At 65.2% G+C, this 23,284-nt stretch carries 21 protein-coding genes and 2 tRNA genes; 11 read left to right on the top strand and 12 right to left on the bottom strand.

Annotated elements, in window-relative coordinates:
* Nucleotides 1–243 precede the first annotated feature (243 nt).
* The 7 genes from ACYQ1Z_RS07450 to pknB are packed head-to-tail and all read left to right on the top strand — an operon-like array spanning nucleotide 244 to nucleotide 9,688.
* Nucleotides 244–987: an FhaA domain-containing protein gene (locus tag ACYQ1Z_RS07450; protein WP_459791850.1), complete on the top strand. Its 744-nt coding sequence runs from the start codon at nucleotides 244–246 to the stop codon at nucleotides 985–987.
* Entirely contained in the window at nucleotides 984–1,466 is a 483-nt protein-coding gene (locus tag ACYQ1Z_RS07445) for an FHA domain-containing protein FhaB/FipA (RefSeq protein ID WP_459791849.1), read from the top strand. The genes ACYQ1Z_RS07450 and ACYQ1Z_RS07445 overlap by 4 nt, the downstream gene beginning before the upstream one ends.
* Nucleotides 1,467–1,468: 2 nt before the next feature.
* On the top strand, nucleotides 1,469–3,175 hold the full coding sequence (locus tag ACYQ1Z_RS07440; protein ID WP_459791848.1) for a PP2C family protein-serine/threonine phosphatase: 1,707 nt from the start codon (nucleotides 1,469–1,471) through the stop codon (nucleotides 3,173–3,175).
* A complete protein-coding gene (locus ACYQ1Z_RS07435) occupies nucleotides 3,172–4,569 on the top strand; it encodes an FtsW/RodA/SpoVE family cell cycle protein (RefSeq protein ID WP_459791847.1) in 1,398 nt (465 codons plus the stop codon). The genes ACYQ1Z_RS07440 and ACYQ1Z_RS07435 overlap by 4 nt, the downstream gene beginning before the upstream one ends.
* Nucleotides 4,566–6,026 carry a penicillin-binding transpeptidase domain-containing protein gene (locus ACYQ1Z_RS07430; RefSeq protein ID WP_459791846.1) on the top strand — a complete coding sequence of 487 codons (1,461 nt, stop codon included), beginning with the start codon at nucleotides 4,566–4,568 and terminating at the stop codon, nucleotides 6,024–6,026. The genes ACYQ1Z_RS07435 and ACYQ1Z_RS07430 overlap by 4 nt, the downstream gene beginning before the upstream one ends.
* Entirely contained in the window at nucleotides 6,023–7,732 is a 1,710-nt protein-coding gene (locus ACYQ1Z_RS07425; protein WP_459791845.1) for a protein kinase domain-containing protein, read from the top strand. Before ACYQ1Z_RS07430 ends, ACYQ1Z_RS07425 begins: the two co-directional genes overlap by 4 nt.
* Nucleotides 7,733–7,771: 39 nt before the next feature.
* On the top strand, nucleotides 7,772–9,688 hold the full coding sequence (gene pknB / locus ACYQ1Z_RS07420; RefSeq protein WP_459792006.1) for a Stk1 family PASTA domain-containing Ser/Thr kinase: 1,917 nt from the start codon (nucleotides 7,772–7,774) through the stop codon (nucleotides 9,686–9,688).
* Between the two features lie 60 nt (nucleotides 9,689–9,748).
* Here pknB and ACYQ1Z_RS07415 read toward each other — a convergent pair whose 3' ends face one another.
* Genes ACYQ1Z_RS07415 through ACYQ1Z_RS07405 form a run of 3 tightly spaced genes read right to left on the bottom strand, consistent with a single transcriptional unit; the run spans nucleotide 9,749 to nucleotide 11,339 of the window.
* Nucleotides 9,749–10,390, bottom strand: coding sequence for an anthranilate synthase component II (locus tag ACYQ1Z_RS07415; protein ID WP_459791844.1), 642 nt, complete (start codon nucleotides 10,388–10,390; stop codon nucleotides 9,749–9,751).
* Nucleotides 10,387–10,557, bottom strand: coding sequence for a hypothetical protein (locus ACYQ1Z_RS07410; protein ID WP_165976935.1), 171 nt, complete (start codon nucleotides 10,555–10,557; stop codon nucleotides 10,387–10,389). The genes ACYQ1Z_RS07415 and ACYQ1Z_RS07410 overlap by 4 nt, the downstream gene beginning before the upstream one ends.
* A 2-nt stretch (nucleotides 10,558–10,559) precedes the next feature.
* Nucleotides 10,560–11,339: a class E sortase gene (locus tag ACYQ1Z_RS07405; RefSeq protein ID WP_459791843.1), complete on the bottom strand. Its 780-nt coding sequence runs from the start codon at nucleotides 11,337–11,339 to the stop codon at nucleotides 10,560–10,562.
* A 172-nt stretch (nucleotides 11,340–11,511) separates the two neighbouring features.
* On the opposite strand from ACYQ1Z_RS07405, the gene ACYQ1Z_RS07400 reads away from it, so the two are divergent.
* Nucleotides 11,512–11,763, top strand: a complete 252-nt coding sequence (locus ACYQ1Z_RS07400; protein WP_459791842.1) for a cell division protein CrgA — start codon at nucleotides 11,512–11,514, stop codon at nucleotides 11,761–11,763.
* A 41-nt stretch (nucleotides 11,764–11,804) separates the two neighbouring features.
* The gene (locus ACYQ1Z_RS07395; RefSeq protein ID WP_459791841.1) at nucleotides 11,805–12,413 is read left to right on the top strand and encodes a DNA-3-methyladenine glycosylase I; all 609 of its coding nucleotides are present in this window, start codon (nucleotides 11,805–11,807) and stop codon (nucleotides 12,411–12,413) included.
* Between the two features lie 191 nt (nucleotides 12,414–12,604).
* Here the strand turns inward: ACYQ1Z_RS07395 and ACYQ1Z_RS07390 are convergent, their stop codons facing one another.
* The 3 genes from ACYQ1Z_RS07390 to ACYQ1Z_RS07380 form a co-directional block, all read right to left on the bottom strand.
* Nucleotides 12,605–13,069 carry a carboxymuconolactone decarboxylase family protein gene (locus ACYQ1Z_RS07390; protein ID WP_459791840.1) on the bottom strand — a complete coding sequence of 155 codons (465 nt, stop codon included), beginning with the start codon at nucleotides 13,067–13,069 and terminating at the stop codon, nucleotides 12,605–12,607.
* Between the two features lie 532 nt (nucleotides 13,070–13,601).
* Entirely contained in the window at nucleotides 13,602–14,480 is an 879-nt protein-coding gene (locus tag ACYQ1Z_RS07385; RefSeq protein WP_459791839.1) for a rhomboid family intramembrane serine protease, read from the bottom strand.
* A gap of 9 nt (nucleotides 14,481–14,489) precedes the next feature.
* Nucleotides 14,490–15,035 carry a peptidylprolyl isomerase gene (locus ACYQ1Z_RS07380; RefSeq protein WP_400607047.1) on the bottom strand — a complete coding sequence of 182 codons (546 nt, stop codon included), beginning with the start codon at nucleotides 15,033–15,035 and terminating at the stop codon, nucleotides 14,490–14,492.
* Nucleotides 15,036–15,189: 154 nt separating this feature from the next.
* On the opposite strand from ACYQ1Z_RS07380, the gene ACYQ1Z_RS07375 reads away from it, so the two are divergent.
* Both ACYQ1Z_RS07375 and ACYQ1Z_RS07370 read left to right on the top strand, forming a co-directional pair.
* Nucleotides 15,190–16,191, top strand: coding sequence for a hypothetical protein (locus ACYQ1Z_RS07375; RefSeq protein WP_459791838.1), 1,002 nt, complete (start codon nucleotides 15,190–15,192; stop codon nucleotides 16,189–16,191).
* A gap of 134 nt (nucleotides 16,192–16,325) precedes the next feature.
* Complete coding sequence (locus tag ACYQ1Z_RS07370) at nucleotides 16,326–17,201, top strand: glycosyltransferase family 2 protein (RefSeq protein WP_459791837.1); 876 nt, start codon at nucleotides 16,326–16,328, stop codon at nucleotides 17,199–17,201.
* Between the two features lie 95 nt (nucleotides 17,202–17,296).
* On the opposite strand, the gene ACYQ1Z_RS07365 is transcribed toward ACYQ1Z_RS07370, so the two are convergent.
* The 6 genes from ACYQ1Z_RS07365 to gyrB all read right to left on the bottom strand — a co-directional run bounded on the left by ACYQ1Z_RS07365 (nucleotide 17,297) and on the right by gyrB (nucleotide 23,268).
* Nucleotides 17,297–17,372: transfer RNA gene (locus tag ACYQ1Z_RS07365), tRNA-Ala, on the bottom strand.
* A gap of 71 nt (nucleotides 17,373–17,443) precedes the next feature.
* Nucleotides 17,444–17,560, bottom strand: a complete 117-nt coding sequence (locus ACYQ1Z_RS07360) for a DLW-39 family protein (RefSeq protein ID WP_459791836.1) — start codon at nucleotides 17,558–17,560, stop codon at nucleotides 17,444–17,446.
* A gap of 71 nt (nucleotides 17,561–17,631) precedes the next feature.
* Nucleotides 17,632–17,705: transfer RNA gene (locus tag ACYQ1Z_RS07355), tRNA-Ile, on the bottom strand.
* Nucleotides 17,706–17,802: 97 nt separating this feature from the next.
* Complete coding sequence (locus tag ACYQ1Z_RS07350; protein ID WP_459791835.1) at nucleotides 17,803–18,456, bottom strand: DUF3566 domain-containing protein; 654 nt, start codon at nucleotides 18,454–18,456, stop codon at nucleotides 17,803–17,805.
* Nucleotides 18,449–21,127: a DNA gyrase subunit A gene (gene gyrA, locus ACYQ1Z_RS07345; protein ID WP_459791834.1), complete on the bottom strand. Its 2,679-nt coding sequence runs from the start codon at nucleotides 21,125–21,127 to the stop codon at nucleotides 18,449–18,451. The genes ACYQ1Z_RS07350 and gyrA overlap by 8 nt, the downstream gene beginning before the upstream one ends.
* A 56-nt stretch (nucleotides 21,128–21,183) precedes the next feature.
* Nucleotides 21,184–23,268: a DNA topoisomerase (ATP-hydrolyzing) subunit B gene (gene gyrB, locus ACYQ1Z_RS07340; RefSeq protein ID WP_459791833.1), complete on the bottom strand. Its 2,085-nt coding sequence runs from the start codon at nucleotides 23,266–23,268 to the stop codon at nucleotides 21,184–21,186.
* Between the last annotated feature and the right edge of the window lie 16 nt (nucleotides 23,269–23,284).

Below are 23,284 nucleotides of genomic sequence, written 5' to 3'. Positions count from 1 at the left end.
GAAGCACCGAAACCAGATTGTTAGGACACTGGAAAGCCCCGCAACACCATGCGGCGGGAGGGGCTGGGACCGAACTTTTCCGGGCGGCGGGCCGTTGTGGATTAAGGTCATTCACAGGCCTGCCCAGTAGTATCGGATGTAGGCGCGGCTGCTTCCTGCAGGCGCAGTCGTGGGTTGTGAACTGCACGCCGGGCGAAGGTCCGGAACAAGTTTTGCCCGGAACCGGGAGAAAGGAGGAGAACCATGGGCTTGCTGGACAAAGTCGAACGCGGCATTGAAAAAGCTGTCCGGGGCGTCTTCTCCACTGGCTCCAAGGCCCAGGTCGAACCCGTTGAGATCGCCAGCCGGCTCCGTCGCGAGGTGGACCACAAGGCCCTGACTGTCACCGCCGGACGCACCCTGGCTCCGAACGTCTTCGACGTCCAGCTCAGCGAAGACGACTTCCGCCGCGCGCAGGAGTGGGGCACCCCGCTGGCGGAAGAACTTTGCGATGTGGTGATCAACCACGTGCGCAGCCAGGGCTACACCCTCCAGGGATCCGTGCGGATTTCCTTCCGCCGCGACACCGAACTTCGCGCCGGCGACTTCGAAATTGTTTCCGCCACGGAAAAATCGTCCGGCACACCAGCTCCCGCACCGGCCCGGCCGAACGTTCCAGCTGCCCCCAGCCGGCAGCCGGTCCGGCTCCAGCCCGTGCTGGACATCGACGGCCAGCGCTACTCACTGAACGCACCGTCCATTGTGCTGGGCAGGTCCTCCGAGGCGGACATCCATGTCGAGGACACCGGTGTTTCCCGCCGCCACCTGGAAATCCGCACCGCCAACGGCGTCTCCAGCGCCGTGGACCTGGGCTCCACCAACGGAAGCTACGTGAACGGGCAGCGCGTTTCCGGCAGCACAGAACTTACTGACGGCTCCACCATCACGATGGGACGGACAAAGATCATCTTCCGCCTGCTTCCCGCCAACCCCGGTGGCCACGCATGAGCGACCTCACCATCACCGCGCTGCGGTTTGGCTTCCTCCTGCTCCTTTGGGTGCTCATCTTCAGCATCGTCTCGGCCATGCGCCGCGACCTCATGGTGGGCCGCAAGGCCGCCGCCGGGGCGCCCACGGCACGCCAGGTCCGCAAGAACCCTGAACTCGCTGAAACCCCGCCGCCGCCGGCAAAGCAGCAGGCCCGCCAGCTGGTCGTGGTTGAGGGCCCGTTAAAGGGAACCTCTGTTCCCCTGGCCGCGAGCCCCATCCTGCTGGGCCGTGCGCAGGAGGCCACCCTGGTCCTCGAGGACGACTACGCCTCCGGCCGGCACGCACGGCTGTTCCCGCAAGGCAGCCGCTGGTTCATCGAAGACCTCGGTTCCACCAACGGAACGTACCTGGCGGACCAGCAACTTACCCGTGCCCTGCCCGTTGAGCCAGGCGTACCAGTGAGAATCGGCAAGACGGTCATTGAATTGAGGCCGTAGCCGTGGCTGTCCCTGAGAACACCGCAAACGGGCAAACACCCGCGGAGCGGCCCCTCATCATGCGCTTCGCCGCGCGGTCCGATGTGGGCCGGATCCGCGCAAAGAATGACGACTCGGCCTACGCGGGACGCCACCTGGCCGTTGTGGCTGACGGCATGGGCGGCCACGCAGGCGGTGACGTCGCCTCCGCCGCCGCGGTCCTGGACATGATCCACCTGGACCGGGACGATTACGACGGCGACGCCGGCACCGTCCTCGCGGACGAGATCCAGACCGCAAACTCCCTGCTGTCCGAGCTGGTCCACATCAACCCCAAGCTCGCGGGGATGGGCACCACTGTCACCGCCCTGCTGCTGGCGGAAGGGAAACTCCACTTCGCCCACATTGGCGACTCCCGCGCGTACCGGCTCCGGGACGGCGAATTCAAGCAGGTGAGCGTGGACCACACGTTCGTCCAGCGGCTCATCGACGAAGGCCGGCTCAAGCCCGAGGAAGCCGAAAGCCACCCTCACAAGAACGTCCTGATGCGGGTCCTCGGCGATGTCGATGCCAGTCCGGAACTGGATCTCGACACCCTGGACGTCCAGCCGGGCGACCGGTGGCTGCTCTGCTCCGACGGCCTCAATTACGTGGCCGGGCATGCCGTCGAGCGCACCGTCAAGGAAACGAAGGACCTGCGCGAATGCGTGGAAACCCTGGTGGAACTGACCCTGGAAGCCGGCTCCCCGGACAACGTCACCGTTGTCATGGTCGAAATCGTCGAGGAAACGGCCGACGACGTCAGCACCGCCGCCGTCGACGTGGTGGCTCCCGTTGTGGGCACCAAGTCCGCTGCCGCGGCGGGGGCGGCAGCCGGCACAAAAGACGGCGGCAAGGCCGACGACGGTTCCGGCCGACCTGCCGGCGACGCGAAGGCGGCTGCCGGCAAGGGCCCCGGCGACGATAAGACCACCGGCGGCGAAGAGCCCGGATCGCAGCGGCACGGCTCCAGCGCCGCGGAGCCCGGCTCCACCGATCCCCACCTCGGTGAGCACCTCACGGCCGAAGTCCTCCGGGAAGAACTGGCCACCCGCCCGCACGAACTGGTGGGCGCCGCCGCGTCGGCCGCAGAATCCGGGTCCATCCCCACCATCGCAGGCCGCACCGTGGCGCGACGCGCGGCAACCCTCCTCACGCACAAAGCGGAACCGGCGGGCGACGACGACGAAACCTTTGTGCCGCTTAAGCCGCGCCGTTGGGTCACCTGGTCGATCGCAGCAGCAATCCTGGTGCTCCTCTCCGTCGGCCTATGGCTCGGGTACGCCTGGACCCAAACCCGGTATTACATTGGCGAGTTCGATTCCCGGGTGGCCATCTACAACGGTGTCTCGCAGCGGCTCGGCCCCATCCAGTTGTCCAGCCTGGAAACCGTAACGGACATCCGGATGGATTCACTGCCCCCCTTCTCGCAGCAGCGCGTCCGCCAGACCGTGCCCGCCAATGACCTCTACGACGCGCAGCGGATCGTGAAGAACCTCGAGCTGACCGGCACCACCTCGCCTGAAGAGCAGTGCCCGCCGTCGGCCTCTGCATCACCCACCGCGCCGGCACCTTCCCCCACGGCCCCCGCGGCATCCGCGCCCCCGGCGCCCGGCGAGGCACCCGCCAGCGCCGCTGCCGCGCCCTCCCCCGCACCAACTCCCACTGTCACCTGCGAGGGGGGCCAATGAGCCAGCTCACCACCACGCCTAAACCCCGCCGCAACGTCGAGCTGGCGTTGCTTCTCCTGGCCCTCGCTGTCGGTATCGGCGCGAACATGCTCGTCGGCGTCGACCAGGATAAGGCCTTCGACTCCGACTTCTGGTTCCAGTCCAGCCTCCTTGCCGTGGCCGCACTGGTGTTTCACGGCGTCCTCCGCTTACGCGCCAAATATGCCGATCCGGTTATCCTTCCGCTGGTAGTTGCCCTGAACGGCATAGGCCTGGCCATGATCCATCGGCTGGACGCCCCGGGCGATGACACGGGCAACAACCAGCTCCGCTGGACACTGATCGCCATGGCCGTGGCCATCGCGGTTATCTGGTTCCTCAAGGACCACCGGATCCTGCGGCGGTTTACCTTTATTTCCCTTGCCGCCAGTGCCCTCCTGCTGATCCTGCCCCTGGTTCCGGGCATCAGCGCCGGCGAGATCCTGGGCGCCCGGGTGTGGATCCGGCTTGGCCCAATGACATTCCAGCCGGGTGAAGTTGCCAAAATCACCCTGGCGATATTCTTCGCCGGGTACCTCTCCTCCAACCGCGACCTCATCCTGCTTGCCGGCCGGAAGATCGGGCCGCTGCAGTTCCCGCGCTTCAAGGACATGGGCCCCATGATCACGGCGTGGCTGGTCAGCATCGGCGTGCTCATCTTTCAGCGGGACCTCGGGTCCTCCATCCTGTTCTTCGGCCTGTTCATCGTCATGATCTACGTGGCCACCAGCCGGATCAGCTGGGTGGTCATCGGCCTGGCGCTCATCGCCGGCGGCGGCTTCGTGGCTGCGCAGGTGTTCTCCCATGTGGAGCTGCGGATCAACGGCTGGCTGAACGCCTTCACCGAAGAGGTCTACGGACGCTCCCCGGGCGGCAGCATGCAGATTGTCCAGGGACTCTTCGGCATGGCCAACGGCGGCCTCGTCGGCACCGGACTTGGCCAGGGCCGCCCGGACCTGGTTCCCTTCGCCAACAGCGACATGATCATCGCGTCCCTCGGCGAGGAGCTGGGGCTGATTGGCCTGTTCGCCGTCGTCCTGATGTACCTGCTGCTCTTCACCCGCGGCTTCCGTGCCGCGCTGGGTACCCGGGACGCGTTCGGCAAGCTCCTGGCCTGCGGGCTTTCCTTCGCCGTTGCGCTGCAGTGCTTCGTGGTGATTGGCGGCGTCACCCGCCTCATCCCGCTGACCGGGCTGACCACCCCGTTCCTCGCCGCCGGTGGCTCCTCCCTCCTGGCCAACTGGATCATCGTGGGGCTGCTCCTGATGATCTCGCACACGGCCCGCGGACCCGTGGACACCACACCACTGCCGCCTGCCAAGGGGCCGGAAGCAACGGGCATTGATACTCCTACCGAGGCGGTGAAACACCTGTGAACCAGGCAATACGGCATTCGTGGGTAGCGGCCATCGCCATGTTCGCCCTGATCTTCGGTGCCATCAGCTACGTCCAGGTGATCGGCGCCGACGAGCTCAAGGCCAATCCGTGGAACCAGCGCGCCGTGCTGCAGAACTTCTGCAACGACCGCGGCGCCATCATTGTGGGCGGGTCCGCCGTGGCGGAATCCGTGGAAAGCGGCTCCGAAACCTGCGCCTTCCAGCGCACCTACCCGCAGCCGGAACTGTACGCCGGCATCACGGGGTACTTTTCGCAGAATTTCGGCGCCACCGGCCTGGAACAGTCCATGGGCCCTGAACTGGCCGGCAACTCGGACCAGCTGTTCCTGGACCGCGTGGGACAGCTGTTCCTCGGCAACCAGCCCAAGGGAGCCTCGGTGGAACTCACCATCGACCCCGAACTCCAGCAACTCGCCTACAGCCTGATCCCGGACGGGCAGCGGGGATCCATTGTGGTCACCAACCCCAAGACCGGAGCCATCCTGGCCATGGTGTCCAAGCCGTCCTACGACCCGAACCTGGTCGCGACGCAGGACCTCGCCGCCTCCGAAGCCAACGTCAACGAGTTGCTCAAGGTCCCCGGCATCAACCTGCACCAGAGCGTCAGCGGACCCACAGGCGAACTCCTCGCCCCCGGTTCCGTCTTCAAACTGGTGGACACCGCCGCCGCCCTGGCCTCCGGGAAGTACAACGCGGACAGTGAACTGCCCAACCCGGCGGAGATGCCGTTCGAGGGCATCCAGTACCGGCTGCCCAACTACGCCGGCGGAAACTGCTACACGCGGGACACCGCCAGCTTCGCCTTCGCACTGCAGCAGTCCTGCAACACCCCGTTCGCCAGCATCGCCCTGGATATTGGCCGTGACGCGATCGCCGCGCAGGCGGAGAAATTCGGGTTCGGCCAGGACATGGGTGACCAGCTCAAGCTCGACTACGCCCGCGGCAACACCTTCCCCGATGGCCTGGACGCGCCCGGCCTGGCCCAGTCGGTCATCGGCCAGAAGGACGTCCGCGCCACACCGCTGCAGGTAGCCATGATGACCGCCGCCATCGCCAATGACGGTGTCCAGATGCAGCCCAACCTGGTCAAGACCCTGCGGTCCCCGGACCTCCGCGTCATTGATGAGCCCCAGCCCAAGCAGCTGCGGACCTCCACCACGCCGGCCATTGCCAACCAGATCACTGACTGGATGGTCAGTGCGGTCAGCGAAGGCATCGCGAACCGTGCGGCCGTACCGGGTGTCCAGGTGGCAGGCAAGACAGGCACCGCGGAGCTTGGCAACGGAACCAACAACTCCTGGTTCACCGGCTTTGCCCCCGCAAACAACCCGCAGGTGGGTGTCACGATCGTCATGGAAGGCGTGGACATCACCACCGGCGCACAGCTGACCAGTCCGAACGCGAAGAGAATTTTTGAGGCGGTGTTGAATAAGTGAGGCCTACAACGGGAATCACCCTCGGCGGCAGATTTCAGCTGACAACGCGGATCGCGATTGGCGGCATGGGCGAAGTCTGGAAAGCCAAGGACCTCGTCCTGGGCCGCATCGTCGCCATCAAGGTACTCAAGGAGGAATACACCGGCGACCCCGGATTCCTCCAGCGCTTCCGTGCTGAGGCCCGCCACACCGCCCTGCTGAACCACGTGGGCATCGCCAACGTCTTCGACTACGGCGAGGAGGAGGGCTCCGCCTACCTGGTCATGGAGCTGGTCCCCGGCCAGCCGCTGAGCAGCATCATCGAGCACGAGCAGGTGCTGTCGCCGGACCGCACGCTGTCCATCATCGCCCAGACAGCCCGCGCCCTCGCCGTCGCGCACGCCCAGGGCCTGGTGCACCGGGACGTCAAGCCCGGCAACCTGCTGATCACCCCTGACGGGCGCGTGAAAGTCACCGACTTCGGTATCGCCCGCCTCGCGGACCAGGTTCCGCTGACGCAGACGGGGCAGGTGATGGGTACGGCCCAGTACCTTGCCCCCGAGCAGGCGACCGGGCAGACCGCCACAGGGTCGTCGGACATCTATTCGCTCGGCGTGATCGGCTACGAGTGCCTCAGCGGACACCGCCCGTTCTCCGGCGAATCACAGATTGCCATCGCCCTGGCACAAGTCAATGACGCCCCGCCGCCGCTGTCGGAATCCCTGCCGGCTCCGGTACGGGCGCTGCTGATGTCCATGCTGGCCAAGGATCCCAAGGACCGGCCCGCCAACGCCATCAAGCTGGCCGAAGCCGCGGAGGCCATCCGCAACGGCGACATCAGCGCTGCCCGGGCCGCCGTGCCCGGCATGCTCCTGTTCGACGCCACAACCGGGCCCATCACTGCCCCCGTTGACACCGCGACCGCACCCACCGGTGTCATCGGCGCCTCACGGGATTCCTCGCCCACCGCCACCTCGGCCCTCCCCGTCGTCGGTGCCGGCGCCGCCGGAGCGGCGGCCGGTGCTGCGGCAGCTTCCGCCGCAGACGCCGACGGCCCACAAAGCAAGCTTGCCCGGGCGAATGCGCTGGCCGCCGAACGCAAGTGGGTTCCGGAAGACACAACGTACGACGACGAGCCTGCCGACGAGCCCGAACGCAAGGGCCGCAGTCCCTGGACCTGGCCGCTGATTGCCTTGATCCTCCTGGTGCTGTTCGCCCTGGTCGGGTTCTTCCTGAACCAGCAGGGCATCCTGTTCCCGTCGAACAGCGCCACGTCCAGCCCGCCGGCCACCAGCGCCCCGGCCACCAGCGCGAGCCCCACCCGGACATCCCCGGCCGCCACGCCGACACCTACCCGGAATACGCCGACGCCCACCCAGGAAACGGTGAACGTCATCCCGGCCGCGTACCTTGGCAAGGACTACCGCCAGGTGCAGTCCGAGCTGTCCAACCTGGGGCTGGCGGTGACTGTGGAGCCGCTGCAGACCAATGAGGCCGCACCGGGTCGGGTGGTTGGACTGAACCCAACCGGTCCGCTGCCGGTGGGTTCTTCGATCACCGTCACGTACGCGGTCGCGCCGCCGGCTGCGACAACCACGTCCCCCACGGCGCCCGCCACCACGTCCGCAGCCCCCACAACCGCGCAGTCCGCTCCCTCGCCGCGGTTGACCCTGCCCGCCTGCGCCGACGGCGAACAGCCCGGCACACCGCCCACCTGCGCCCCGTAGACGCCAGGACGAACAGTGAACGAGTCACCGCGCACACCAATGCACCGGGAGGACAGCCTCCCGGTGGATAACCAGCGGATCCTCAGCGGCCGCTACGAACTGGGCACCCTGATCGGCCGCGGCGGCATGGCGGACGTCTACAAGGGCTCCGACACGAGGCTGGGCCGGACGGTGGCGATAAAGCTGCTGCGCCCCGACCTGGCCCGCGACCCGCAGTTCCAGGCGCGGTTCAAGCGGGAGGCCCAGGCTGTCGCCGCGCTGAACCATTCGTCCATTGTTGCCATCTACGACACCGGCGAGCACTCGATTGCGGACGGATCCGGAGAAGACGTCCGCGTGCCGTACATTGTCATGGAATTCGTGGAGGGCAAGACCATCCGCGAACTCATCCGCGCCAACAGTGTCACCATCGACCAGGCCATCGACTATTGCCTGGGTGTCCTGTCAGCGCTGGAATACAGCCACAAAGCCGGCATCGTGCACCGGGACATCAAACCCGCCAACGTCATGTACTGCGAAGGCACAGATTCGGTGAAGGTGATGGATTTCGGAATCGCCCGTGCCATCGCCGACTCCGCCGCGACCATGACCCAGACACAGGCCGTGGTGGGCACCGCACAGTACCTCTCGCCGGAACAGGCGCGGGGTGAGACGGTGGACGCGCGAAGCGACCTGTACTCTGCGGCCTGCCTGCTCTTCGAGATGTTGACGTCCCGTCCGCCCTTCGTCGGCGACAGCCCGGTCTCCGTTGCCTATCAGCACGTCCGGGAGATTCCGGAGCCGCCCAGCAACCTCAATCCGAGCGTTTCGCCAGCCCTGGACTCCGTACTCGCCAAGGCCCTGCAGAAGAACCGCGAGGACCGGTTCCAGGATGCGGCCGCCTTCCGGCGCGCCCTAAGGGCGGCACGGTCCGGCATTCCGGTCCCGGTCCTGCCCGCCTCCGAGGCGCCCACGGACCCGAACGACTACGTGCCGGCAGCCCCTCCGGCAACGCAGGCTTTGGCGGCAACGGGGGCCAGCTTCCTTGATGACGCGCCCACAGGCCGGATCAGCGCTACAAGTGCCTACCAGGACGACGCCGGTCCGGCAGCGGCAGCGCCCCCGGCGGATATGCGCGCGGCAGCCGAGCCGCTGCCGCTGGGGCTTGGGACCCAACGTGAGCCGAACGAACGGCAGAGGTCCCGCCGTCGTGCATGGATTGCCACTTTGGTGATTGTCACCCTGCTGGTCCTTGCCGGCGGCGGCCTGTGGCTGTTCAACACTGTGAACCGGCCGGCCCCGGCGGCGAAGGTCCAGATTCCCGCGGTGGCCGCGATGACGGAGTCGGCTGCGCTGCAGGAACTGTACAACGCCGGCCTCAAGCCAAAGATCGTACGCAACCAGCACGACACCGTCCCCAAGGGCGTCGCCATCGGCACGGACCCTGCCGCAGGAGCGTCACTGGACCCGGGCGCGGAGCTGGTACTGAACATCTCAGAGGGCCCGAGCGCGGTGAAGATCCCGGACAGCCTGCCAGGTAAAACCGAAGCCGCGGCCCGGGACATCCTCAGGCAGAGCGGCCTGGTCGGCGCACCAACCACCACCACCGCCAACAGCGCCACCGTTCCGGCCGGGATCGTCATCACCACCAGCCCGGCTCCCGGACAGATGGTGGGTGTGGGAACCAGCGTGGAGCTGGTGGTATCCACGGGCAAAGTAACGGTGCCCGAGCTCCGCGGCCGCACCCGTGAAGAGGCGGAAACCGCCCTCAAGGAGCTGGGCCTTGTCCCGAACGTCATTGAGGTGGAGAACGGACAGGTGGAAGCGGGACGGGTGACCGACCAGAGCGATCCCGTGAACGCCGCCGTCGAGCAGGGCAAGACCGTCAGCATTGTGGTAGCCAAGGCACCGCCGCCTCCGCCACCATCTCCATCTCCCACCCCCACGCCGAGCCCAACGTCCACCCGGCGCGGCTAACGGAAAGGGACAGCACCCGGCGGGGTGCTGTCCCTTTTTGTCGGTTTACCGGGCCGGGGCCTAGTGCTGGATGAGCGGACTGAGCTTGGCTGCCCGGGCGGCCGCACCGGCCATGCCCAGGGATTCGAGCCAGTTGCCGAGCATCTGGTATCCGCCCTCCGTCAGCACCGACTCCGGGTGGAACTGCACGCCGCAGAGCGGGGCGGTACGGTGCTGGAGTCCCATCACCACGCCCGAGGCGGTCTGGGCGGTGACTTCCAGGACATCGGGGATCGACTCGCGGACTGCTGCCAGCGAGTGGTATCGGGTGGCCGTGACGGGGGAGGGGAGCCCGGCGAACACGCTGGTGCCGATGTGCTCCACCAGCGACGTCTTCCCGTGCATGAGTTCCGGAGCATGGGTAACCTTGCCACCGAAGGCCTCGGCCAGCGCCTGGTGGCCCAGGCACACGCCGAACATCGGCACACTGTGCTCGCCGCACCACTTAATCAGCTCGATGCAGACGCCGGCTTCTGCCGGGTTGCCGGGGCCCGGTGAAACCAGCACGCCGTCACGCGCGGAGGCAAGCTCGATGGCCTCGGCCAGCGTGACGTCGTCGTTCCGGACCACGGTGGTCTCGGCGCCGAGCTCCTGGAGGTATCCCACCAGGGTGTAGACAAAGCTGTCGTAGTTATCCACCACGAGGATCTTGGTTGTGGTCATGGCTGGCTTGCTGCACCAATCGTTGAGTCAGTGAACTGGGTGTACTCGGACATCCACGGAAAAAGGAACTGGACCATCAATACCAGTGCGACGGCGATGAGCACCAGTGAGGTGACGATCCTCAGCCACAGGGGACCGGGGAGGTGGCGGAAAATCCAGCCGTACATGGTCAGCCCCTTCCTGTCGCGGCGGCCACCTGGGCGGCGATTTCGGCCGGTGCGCCGGCTGAGGCGGGCCGCCAGCTGTCCAGCAGGGCGTAGGCGATGATGCGTTCTTCCGCCCCGAAACGCGGGTTGCAGCTGGTCATGGTGAGGTAACTTTCGGTGGGGGTAACACCAGGAAGGGTGGGGACGGGTTCCAGGACGTCGGTCCGGTCCGGCATCACAATCTGGTTGTTGCGGAAGACGTAGGCGTAGAAGCCGTCCTTTGTCTGCACGTAGATCTTGTCGCCGGGAACCAGGGTGTGGATGTTGTCCAGAACGGCCCCGTGGGTCTGCCGGTGACCGGCGACGGCGAAGTTGCCCACGGCGCCCGGCATCGCGGTGTTGGCGTAGTGGCCCAGGCCCAGGGTGTCGAGGACGTCGCTGGTGGTGCCCTGGACGATGGGACGGGTGTAGTTGGCGCCAAAGCGGGGGATATACATGATGCCGATGGTCCCCGCGTGGCCTGGCGCCGTACCCACGACCGGCGGGCCGAAGTCCTCACCGGCAGGCGGCACTTCAGGGGCCTCGGGAGCGGGGGCAGCGAGATCCTGGGCAAATTCCTTGATGACTTCGCTCTGCTTGGCATCCGATTCCACGTTCGTCCACCACAGCTGCCAGGCGACGAAGAGAAGAAGGATGATACCGGCGGTAATCAGCAACTCGCCGAGCACCTGGACGGTGCCACGGAGTATCCGCACACCCGAAGCCGGCGCAGCGGCGGGCCTCGCCTTTTCCTGCAATACCACGCATGCTCCTTGGGCGTCCCGCTGGGCGACGGCGGCCCAGGAAGTCCGGCTAGAATTGGCTGCTAGTAAGAACCCAGGTATGACCAAGATCGCGCAGACCGCTGGCTATTTCCTTCTTGCAGGATATCAAGCCCGGAACGCCGAGCTTGCCCAAGCCCGCCAAGGAGAGCCAGTGCCCGAGTCAAAGCCGCGCAAGAAGACTGCCAGCACCGCCCAGCCGGCCTCCCCGCAGGCGTACAAGCCAAACCCGGTCTGGTTCAAGCCCGTTATGTTCGGCCTGATGATCATCGGCCTGTTCTGGATCATCACGTTCTACATCAGTGAAGGCCGCTTCCCCGTCCAGGACTGGGGTTCATGGAACATCGTGGCCGGCTTCGGCATTGCGATCGTCGGATTCCTGATGACCACCCGCTGGCGGTCCTGACCCCTCCCGGTCCTCAGAAAACACCCGCCAGGAGGCGTCGCATGCCTGCCGAGCCAACCGGTTCCGTAATCGTCGGCGACGACGGCCTGGCCCGCCCTGCCTGGGCTTCGTCCGATCAGCTGCTGCGTGACTACTACGACCATGAATGGGGCCTTCCCGTCACCGACGAACAGGGCATCTATGAGCGGATCTGCCTCGAGGGTTTCCAGGCAGGCCTGTCCTGGGCGACTATCCTTCGAAAGCGTCCGGCCTTCCGTTCCGCTTTCGCCGGCTTTGATCCCGATGCCGTCGCGCTGTTCACGGAAGACGACGTCGAGCGGCTGCTCCAGGACCCCGGGATCGTCCGCAACCGGCTGAAGGTCCTCGCCGCCATCAAGAATGCCCAGGCAACCCTTGAGTTGCGGCAGGAGGGCGGGCTGGCGGACTTCGTCTGGCGATACCGGCCCGCTTCCACTCCGGCGCCCCGCGTGCACAGCGATATCCCCACCCAATCGGAGGAATCGGTGGCTCTTTCCAAAGCCTTGCGGAAAAAGGGCTTTGCCTTCGTGGGGCCAACAACGATGTTCGCGCTGATGGAGGCGATCGGCATGGTGGACACCCACCTGCTGGACAGCCACCGGCGCGGCTCGTCTGGAGTATGGTCCAGCTAGTCCCAGGAGGGCGTTCTCCCCAGTTGTTGGAAAAGTTATCCACAATGTTGAAAACCTGCGGATAACCGGATTCCCCCCTCGCGAGACGCCGTAAACCGCAAGAAAAACGAAGCTTGCCTCCGCGATGCGGTTATTAACAGTGTGGAATACGCTGTGGATAAACCCGGGGGTTCTGTGAAGAGGGTACCGGCTCAGCGCTGCCTGCGGACGGGATGGTGGCTGGTGATGGACACCCGGTTGAAGGCGTTCATGCTGATCGCGATCCAGCTGACCACTGAGAACTCCTCGTCACTCAGGCAGCGGCGGGCAAATCCTTCTTCCTGCTCCCGTATCTGCTGTGCGGGCAATTCGGTGATGCTTTCGACGAGGGCCAGGGCGGCGCGTTCCTTGTCCGTGAACAGGGCAGTATCCCGCCACGCCGGCAGCACGGCCAGCCGCTGCTGCGTTTCCCCGGCCTTAACCGCATCCTTCACATGCACGTCCAGGCAGTAGGCACAGCCATTGATCTGGGAGATCCGGACGTTGAGGAGTTCCACCGTCTTTTCGTCGATCCCCGCCTCTGCAGCGGCTTCCTTGACCTTGAGTCCCAGCCCGTTGATGGCTCGCCACACAGCCGGATGTTGCTTGTCGAGGAAGATGTGCTGGGTGGCGGTCAAGGAAGCCCTCCTGGAATCAACGCGTACAACTGGTGGAAATGGTGGCACCTGAAGCTTATCCACTTACCAACACCGTGATACCCACAAGTTATCCACAGGTGTGGACGAAGCTTGGGGATTGTGGGGATACAAAGGCCAGCACGCTGGGATGCAGAGGGTCCAGTCGCCTCGAACTACACGGGCGGAACTTATTAACAGTGTGCATAACCATGTTGAAAGCTGTCCCGCTGCCGTTCCTCTGCCCTGTTTCGGCGTGTATCCACCTGCCTTCTCCACAGCGGGCCACGGGAGAGGGCACTTTGTCCACTTACGCACATGCGTATCCCCAGAAGTTATCCACAGGTGTGGAGAATTTTCTGGATATAGCTGCGGGAAGGGGCCGGGGAACTACATGTAGTAGCTCGGCGGCAAATAACAGGGCTGTAAGTTACCAACACTGTGGATAAGCGCTGTGGAAAACAGAAAATCCCGCCAGCCGGACGGCCAGCGGGATTTTTTGGGTGGGACGATTTGGGCGAAGCCCTGGCTGAAACTACATTGAGACCCGGATCCAGGTGGCCAGGGCGAGCAGGAGGACAACACCCATCAGTCCCGCTGCCTGGAGGAGTCCCTGCCGCGGCCCCCGGGGGGTGTAGGCCAGTACCGCGGCGCAGAGAGCGCCGGTGACCAACCCCCCAAGGTGCGCCTGCCAGGCGATCTGGGGGACCAGGAAGCCGATGACGCCGTTGATGGCGATAAGCACCCACAACTGCCGTGTGTCTCCACCACGGTGGCGCTGGACCAGCAGCATGGCGCCGAAGAGGCCGAAGATCGCCCCGGATGCCCCAACCACGCCGTAAAGCGGGCGGCCGGGTTCATACAGGGGGGTCAGCAGGAGGTATCCCACGGAACCGCCAATGGCGGAGATCAGGTATAGCGCGAGGAACCGTACCCGTCCCAGGAGGGGTTCCAGGGCCTGCCCGAATGCCCACAGCATGTACATGTTCAGGGCGATGTGCAGGATGAACCCCTGCGAGTGCAGGAATGCTGACGTGAGCATCCGCCAGGGCTCGAATTCACCCCAGCGCGGCTCCGCATAGACGTTGGCAAAACCGAGGGCCTGGTAGATGGCATCATTCGGAACAAGCCACTGCAGGACGTACAGCACGGCGCAGGCGGCGATAGTTCCGAACGTCACCTTCGGTTTGCCCGTGGCAACGGCGCCGCCGTAAACGGTGCGTATTTCCGGCGTCGTACGTTTTGTTTCGTTGACGCAGTCAACGCATTGGAATCCGACGGCGGCCGCCCGCTGGCAGTCGGGGCATGCGGGACGCCCGCACCGCTGGCAGCGCACGTAGGATGGCCGGTCGGGATGCCGGGGGCACACCGGAACCTGGGCGGACGGCTCAGCCGACGGAATTCCGTAACTCATGGTGCGTGATTACAGCTGTTCGATGTCGATGCTGTTGATGGTGACGTCCTCGACCGGGCGGTCACCCATGCCGGTGCGCACGCCCTCGATAGCGTCCACGACCTTCTTGGATTCATCGTCGGCCACTTCACCGAAGATGCTGTGCTTGCCCTGCAGCCAGTCGGTGGGGATGGTGGTGATGAAGAACTGGGAGCCGTTGGTGCCCTTGCCCATCTGGATGCCGGCGTTGGCCATGGCCAGCTTGTAGGGCTGGTTGAAGCTGAGTTCGGGGTGGATTTCGTCGTCGAACCGGTAGCCGGGGCCGCCGGTGCCGCGGCCCAGGGGATCGCCGGCCTGGATCATGAAGTCCTTGATGATGCGGTGGAAGATGGTTCCGTTGTAAAGCGGCGTGCCGGTCTTGTCCTCGCCGGTTTCCGGGTGGGTCCATGCCTGCTCGCCGGTGGCGAGACCGATGAAGTTCTTGACCGTCTTGGGCGCGTGGTTGCCGAAGAGGTTAACCACGATGTCGCCGAGGCTCGTGTGGATGGTTGCTTTTGCTGTTGCGATGGCAGTCATAGGGCCCATTCTTCCATGCTGTCCCGGAGGGGGCATGGCCGCGGGAGCAGTTCCGCGCTGGGTGAAATCACCCTAAAATCCGCTGTGAGAATAGCCGGTGAAGTCCAAGCCACGTAGGCTAACCACAGACCGTCACATTAATCGGGAGGTAGTTGTGAAGAAATCGGATCGTATTGCCCGTGACCTTGAGTTGTCTGTCATAGGCGCGGTTGAAAATGCCAAGGACTGGGCTGCCCCCCGCGTGGAAGCAGCCGTGGATTGGGCAGTTCCCCGCCTCCAGCATGGCCTGGACACCGCTTCCCCCAAGATCCAGGAAGGCCTGAAGACTGCGGCCCACAACCTGGCTGACGGCGTGGCCACCGTTACGCCCCGGATCCAGGACGGCCTGGCGCACCTCGCTCCGCGGATCAACGACGTCGTGGAAGGCGCCTCGCCGCGCCTGCACGAGGCACTGGACAGGGCAACCCCCGTGGTCCTGAACGCGCGTGACCGGGTTGTGGTCGAGTACCTGCCCCGCCTTTCGGACCAGATCGGCCACGCTTCCGAGGCTGTGCACCGCACACTGGAAAGTGCACCGGCCCGCGTGGATGCCGTCGCCCAGAAGCTTGGCGACGTCGGAATCGTGCACGCACTCCAGGAGCAGGCCCAGGCCACCGGAACGCAGTTGAAGGCAGCAGCAACCGAAGCGGGCCGCACTGTGGGCATCCAGCTGGCCCAGCCGGAACCGCCCAGGAAACAGCGGGGCTGGCTCGTTTTCGGCGTCATTGCTGCTGCAGTCGCTGCCGGCGTCGCGGCGTGGAAGGCCTCCAAGCCCGTGGAGGACCCCTGGAAGACTCCGTCTCCTGTCACCCCAACACCTGCCCCGGTTGCGGCCACTACCGTCAACGAGGACAGGGAATCCAGCACGGACGCGGCCGGGAAGGCCACCGGCGCCACGGCCTCTTTCGCGGCTGCCGGTGCTGACACGACGGCCGATGCCGCCGGCACCGCCACGGACAAGGCGGAGGACAAAGCGGAGGACACCGCGGAAAAGGCCAAGCACGTGGCCGACGACGCCGCCGAAACCACGGCCAAAATTGCCACCGATGCGAAGACGGCCACCAAGAACATCGCCGCCAACATGAACAACGGAGACAAGGGCACCACCCAGTCCTGATCGTCCAAGCAACCTGAAGGGGTCCCGTTTTCGGAAACGGGACCCTTTTTGCTGTCCGCCGGGACCTGGTCCGCGTGGCGGGACGTTTGTTCCGCTCCCCGGCAGCCGGGGCGGCCGGTGCTAGATTTGAACTGATGTCAGCCGATCAACCCCTTGGGGATGCCTTGAACGACGCAGCCGAGCTGCCCCGCGTATCCATCGTCATCCCGGCGTACAACGAGGAGAGCGTCATCCGGCAGTGCCTCATCGCTGCCATCTACCAGTCTGTGCCCGCGCACGAAATCATTGTGGTGGACAACCTCTCCAAGGACCGCACCGCCAACATCGTCCGGCAGATGCAGCTCGAGTACCCGGAGAGCCCGGTCATCCTGCTGAGCCAGGACCGGGAGCAGGGCCTCATCCCCACCCGCAATTTCGGCCTGGACAATGCCACGGGTGACATTCTGGGCCGCATCGACGCCGACTCCGTCCTTGAACCGGACTGGGTGGAACAGGTGCAGAAAGCCTTCCTGGACCAGTCCGTCCAGGCGGCTACCGGGCCGGTGGTCTACTACGACATGCCGATGCGCAGATTCGGGCTCAAGGCTGACGACAAGATGCGCCAGCTGATGCTGAAGCTGGCAAAGCACCAGTACCATTTCCTGTTCGGCTCCAACATGGCCCTTCGCGCCACAGCCTGGGCAACCATCCGCGCCGAGACGTGCCGGGACGAAAAGGACGAGATGCACGAGGACATCGATCTGTCCCTGCACCTTGCCGACCACGACCTGAAAATCCAGTACTGCCCGCAGATGGTGTCCGGGATGTCCGCCCGGCGGCTGGAGGATTCGCCCCGGGACTACCGCTACTACGTCACGCGGTTCGACCGGACCTACAAGGCGCACAACGTGAAGAAGATGGCGTTGAAGGCTCCCATGGTGGTCTTTTTCTCGGTCTATTTCCCGGCCAAGATCCTGCGCGCCATTCACACCGTTAATACCGCGCAGCCGGTCCGCCGCGGCGGCCAGTAGGCCTGCAAGCGCCCTGCCGCACGTCTCCGGTGCGTGCAGTTCCCATGGAAAAGCAAAAGTCCCGGCCAGCGTTTCCGCTGGCCGGGACTTTCTTATGGTGGAGGCACGGGGACTCGAACCCCGAACCCCCTGCTTGCAAAGCAGGTGCGCTACCAATTGCGCCATGCCCCCATAAGAAGCAACCCGTCAATCATACCCTAGATCCGGAGAGCCATTTACCAGCTCCCGGTCCGGGGTCCGGACTAGTCAACCGTATCGGTCGACTGGCTCCAGACATTCTTCCGGGCTTCGGATTCCTGTGCCTTCCGGTAGACCAGGACGCTTGCGATCGCAGCTGCAATAATCAGCAACTTCTTCACATGCTCCCCGTTCCGGTCCGGCTCCGGGCTGACCCCTTGCCAAACCTTTCCTTGAACCTGCACAGGTTCCGTGGGCGTACCAGGACTTGAACCTGGGACCTCTTCGTTATCAGCGAAGCGCTCTAACCGCCTGAGCTATACGCCCCGATGCCTCATCGGGCCGAGACATGACTCTACAGCACATCCCGGCCCGATCTCAAATCGGGCGTTTCCGCCGGCCGGAGACCGGCGGAAACGCCGTCCTAATCGTCGGTGAGGGTGACGCCGATGCCGCCCACCAGGGTGGCTGAGATGTTGTAGAGCACGGCGGACAGCATGGACAGCGCGGTCAACAGGACCACGTTCACCACGGCGATGATCGTGGCGAAGGATGCCACCTGGCCAAGGGAAGCCACCTTCTTGAGTTCGAAGCCGCCGCCTTCGGAGCCGGCAAGGGTGCCGAGCAGGCTGTCCACCTGGTCGAAGATTCCGGTGAGGTCCAGGACGGTCCACAGCACGATAGCGGCCACAACCGTGACGATGCCCAGTGCAACGGACAGCAGGAACGCCATCTTCAGGACCGACCACGGGTCAACCTTGCTGACAAGCAGCCGGGCGCGCCGGACCTTGGCCTTCGGTGCGGGCTTGACCAGTCCGGGAGCCTGCCCGGAGCCACCCTGCCCGGGAGCACCCGCCATGGGTCGCTGCCCGGCTGAAGCCGGCCGCTGGCCGGGCTGCACGGGACGTTCACCGGCAGGGCGCTGGCCGGGAACGGCAGGGCGCTGGCCCGGCGCGGAGGCAGGCGCTGCGGGCCGCTGCTGAGGACGAACGGGTGCGTTCACGCGCGGCGCGGCCGAGGGCCGGTTTCCGTCGGGAACAGTGCTGTTCGGGTTGGGAAATGAGTCGGAATTACTCACTCGTTACCTCCGTGTTGTCTTCGTTCGGCTCAGCGTCGCCCGAGGCGTCCTCTGACTCAACGGCCGGTGATTCTTCTGCCACTGGTGGCTCGGCGGATTCCGCAGGGGTCCCGCCATCTTCAGCCAACGTTACGTCATCCTCCGGCGATTCCTCGCCCTCAAGGCCGCGTTCGCTGTTGCGTGCCACCTCAATGATCCGGTCATTCTTGTCCGGCTTGGCAAAGATGACGCCCATGGTGTCGCGGCCCTTGGCCGGGACACCGGCCACCGATGAACGGACCACCTTGCCGCCCTCCATGACCACCAGGACTTCGTCTTCTTCCTGGACGATCAGTGCCCCCACCAGGTCACCGCGCTCCTCAGCGAGCTTGGCGACCTTGATACCCAGGCCGCCGCGGCCCTGGAGGCGGTATTCCTCCACGGCCGTCCGCTTGGCGTAGCCGCCCTCAGTCACGATGAACACGAACGAGCCGTCCGTGACAACATTCGCGGCGAGCAGCTCATCGTCCTCACGGAACTTCATGCCGGTCACGCCGGACGTGGCCCGACCCATCGGCCGGAGGGCATCCTCGGTGGCGGTGAACCGGATGGACTGGCCCTTGCGCGAGACCAGCAGCAGGTCGTCGGTTTCGGACACCAGCTGCGCCGAGACCAGTTCGTCCCCGTCACGCAGGTTGATGGCGATGACGCCGGCGGACCGGTTGGTGTCGTAGTCCTCAAGCCGGGTCTTCTTCACAAGGCCGCGCTTGGTGGCGAGCACAAGGTAGGGGGCCTGCTGGTAGTCCTTCAAGTCCAGCACCTGGGCGATGTGCTCGTCGGGCTGGAACGCCAGCAGGTTGGCCACGTGCTGGCCCTTGGCGTCGCGTCCGGCTTCCATCAGCTCGTAGGCCTTCGCCCGGTACACCCGGCCGAGGTTCGTGAAGAACAGCAGCCAGTGGTGCGTGGTGGTGACGAAGAAGTGCTCCACGACGTCGTCGCCGCGCAGCTGGGCGCCCTTAATGCCCTTGCCGCCGCGCTGCTGCGAGCGGTAGTTGTCGCTGCGGGTCCGCTTGACGTAGCCGCCTCGGGTGATGGTGACCACCATCTCCTCTTCGGGAATGAGGTCCTCCATGGACATGTCACCGTCGTAGCCCATCAGGATCTTGGTGCGCCGGTCATCGCCGTGCTTTTCCACGATCTCGCCGAGTTCGGTGCTGATGATTTCCCGCTGGCGCTGCTCGGAGCCGAGGATCTCGTTGTATTCGGCGATCAGCGCTTCGAGTTCTGCGTGCCGGTCCTGGATCTTCTGCCGTTCCAGGGCTGCAAGGCGGCGCAACTGCATGTCCAGGATGGCCCGGGCCTGCAGTTCGTCGATGTCCAGCAGCTCCATCAGGCCGTCACGTGCCGCTTCGGTGGTGCTGGAGGCGCGGATGAGGGCGATGACCTCATCGAGCATGTCCAGCGCCTTGAGCAGGGCGCGGAGGATGTGTGCTTCTTCCTCGGCCTTGCGCAGGCGGTAGCGGGTGCGGCGGGCAATGACGTCCAGCTGGTGGGTCACCCAGTGCCGGATGAAGGCGTCCAGGCTCAGGGTCCGCGGGACGCCGTCGACGATCGCCAGCATGTTGGCGGAGAAGTTGCTCTGCAACTCGGTGTGCTTGTACAGGTTGTTCAGCACCACCTTGGGCACGGCGTCGCGCTTGAGCACGATGACCAGCCGCTGGCCGGTGCGGCCCGAGGTCTCGTCGCGGAGGTCGGCGATGCCCTGGATCTTGCCGTCCTTGACCAGTTCGGCGATCTTGATGGCCAGGTTGTCCGGGTTTGCCTGGTAGGGCAGTTCGGTGACCACCAGGCAGGTCCGGCCCTGGAGTTCCTCGACGTTCACCACGGCGCGCATGGTGATCGAGCCGCGGCCGGTGCGGTACGCGTCCTCGATGCCCTTGTGCCCAAGGATGGTTGCGCCGGTGGGGAAATCGGGGCCCTTCACGCGCAGCAGGAGCTGTTCGAGCAGGTCCTCACGGCTGGCACCGGGGTTCGCCAGGTACCACTGGACACCGTCAGCCACTTCGCGGAGGTTGTGCGGCGGAATGTTGGTGGCCATGCCAACGGCGATGCCGGACGAGCCGTTGACCAGCAGGTTGGGGAACCGGGCCGGCAGGATGGTGGGTTCCTGGTTCTTGCCGTCGTAGTTGTCCTGGAAGTCGACGGTTTCCTCGTCGATGTCGCGGACCATCTCCATGGCCAGCGGGGCCATCTTGGTTTCGGTGTACCGCGGGGCGGCCGCTCCGTCGTTGCCGGGGGAACCGAAGTTGCCCTGGCCCAGTGCCAGCGGGTAGCGCATGGTCCAGTCCTGGATCAGGCGGACCAGGGCGTCGTAGATGGCGGTGTCACCGTGCGGGTGGTACTGGCCCATGACCTCGCCCACCACGCGGGCGCACTTGTTGAAGGAACGGTCGGGGCGGTAGCCGCCGTCGAACATGGCGTACAGCACGCGCCGGTGGACGGGCTTGAGGCCATCCCGTACGTCGGGGAGGGCGCGGCCGACGATAACGGCCATGGCGTAGTCCAGGTAGGACCGCTGCATTTCCGTCTGCAGGTCCACCTGCTCCACGCGGTCAATCAGCACGTCGCCTTCAAGAACGGTGTCCGGGTTCCCGGCCTCCGGTGCCGGGGTCTCGGGTGTTTCGTCGCTCATTTATCTATTTCCGTTTCAGGTATATGTCGGGTTTCGAATACTTAGGAGCGGGTGCTCTAGATATCCAGGAACCTGACGTCCTTGGCGTTCTGCTGGATGAAGTTACGGCGTGATTCCACGTCCTCGCCCATAAGGACGGAGAAGATCTGGTCGGCGGCGAGGGCGTCGTCCATGGTGACCTGCAGCAGGGTCCGGTTGTCCGGGTCCATGGTGGTGTCCCACAGTTCGGTGTAGTCCATCTCGCCGAGACCCTTGTAGCGCTGGATGCCGTTGTCCTTGGGGATCCTGCGTCCGGCAGCCTGGCCGGCAACAAGCTTGGCGTCGCGTTCGCGGTCGCTGTACACGTAGTCGTGCGCGGCGTTGGACCACTTGATCCGGTACAGCGGCGGCTGGGCCAGATAGACGTAGCCGTTCTCGATGAGGGGCCGCATGTAGCGGAAGAGCAGCGTCATCAGCAGGGTGGTGATGTGCTGGCCGTCCACGTCGGCGTCGGCCATCAGGACGATCTTGTGGTACCGCAGCTTGGACAGGTCGAAGTCCTCGCCGATACCGGTGCCGAAGGCCGTGATCATGGACTGGACTTCCGCGTTGCCCAGCGCCTTGTCCAGGCGGGCCCGTTCCACGTTGAGGATCTTGCCGCGCAGCGGCAGGATGGCTTGGGTTTCGGGGTTGCGGCCGCGCTTGGCGGAACCACCTGCCGAGTCACCCTCCACAATGTAGACCTCGCACTTCTCCGGGTCCTTGGAGGAACAGTCGGAAAGCTTGCCAGGCATACCGAAGGATTCCAGCGGGCTCTTCCGTCGGGCGTTGTCGCGAGCCTTCCGGGCAGCCATGCGCGCCTGGGCAGCCGAAATTGCCTTACGGATGACGTCGCGTGCGGGACCGGGGTTGCGCTCGAGCCAGTCGCCGAGGCCGTCGGTGACGACGCGCTGGACGAAGCCCTTAACCTCGGAGTTGCCGAGTTTCGTCTTGGTCTGGCCCTCGAACTGGGGTTCGGAGAGCTTGACGGAGATGACAGCCGTAAGACCCTCACGGATGTCGTCACCGGTGAGGTTGTCGTCCTTCTCCTTGATGATGCCCTTTTCGCGGGCATAGCGGTTGATCAGGGAAGTCAGCGCGGCGCGGAAACCCTCTTCGTGGGTGCCGCCCTCGTGGGTGTTGATGGTATTGGCATAGGTGTGGACGCTTTCCGAGTAGGCGCTGGTCCACTGCATCGCCATTTCCAGCGCGATCCGGCGGTCGGTGTCCTCGGTTTCGAAGGCGATAACGTCCTCGTGGACCACATCCACTTTCTTGCCCGAGTTCAGGTGCTTGACGTAGTCCAGCAGGCCTTCGTCGTACTGGTAGACCACGGTGCGGTGTTCGGCGCTGACTTCCCCCTCGGTGGCGATGCCGTCCAGGTCGAGGTCGGCGTCGTCCGAATTCTCCGCCGGCGTGCGCTCATCCGTCAGCGTGATGCGCAGTCCCTTGTTGAGGAAGGCCATCTGCTGGAAGCGGGCGCGGAGTGTCTCGAAGTCGAATTCCGTGGTTTCGAAGATCTCCGGGTCCGGGTAGAAGGTTTGGCTGGTGCCGGTGCGGTCCGTCTCTTCGCCCTTGACCAGGCTGCCCTGCGGCTTGCCGCCGTTGGCAAAGGACATGCGCCACACGTGCCCCTGGCGTCGGACCTCAGTGTCAACCCGGCTGGACAGTGCGTTGACCACGGAAATACCCACGCCGTGGAGTCCGCCGGACACGGCGTAACCGCCGCCGCCGAACTTGCCGCCGGCGTGCAGGATGGTCATGACGACTTCCACCGTGGGCTTGTGCTCGGTGGGGTGCATGTCCACGGGGATGCCGCGGCCGTCATCCACGACTTTGACGCCGCCGTCCGCCTGGAGGACAACCTCGATGTGCGTGCAATATCCGGCGAGTGCCTCGTCAACGGAGTTGTCCACCACTTCGTAGACCAGGTGGTGGAGACCGCGCGGGCCGGTGGAGCCGATATACATGCCCGGGCGCTTCCGGACAGCTTCAAGTCCCTCAAGGACGGTGATGTCACTGGCGCCGTATTCGCGCGGTTTGGCGGCTTCTCCCGGAGTATCCGGCGTACGGGCATCTTCGACTGCGGGTTCAACTGCCAGATCTGTATTGTCGTTAGCCACAGGCGTTGCCGACTCC

The sequence above is a fragment of the Arthrobacter sp. AD-310 genome (assembly GCF_054656615.1).
The sequence above is the reverse complement of the archived record's forward strand: the minus strand, read 5'-3'. Positions and strand labels throughout refer to the sequence as shown.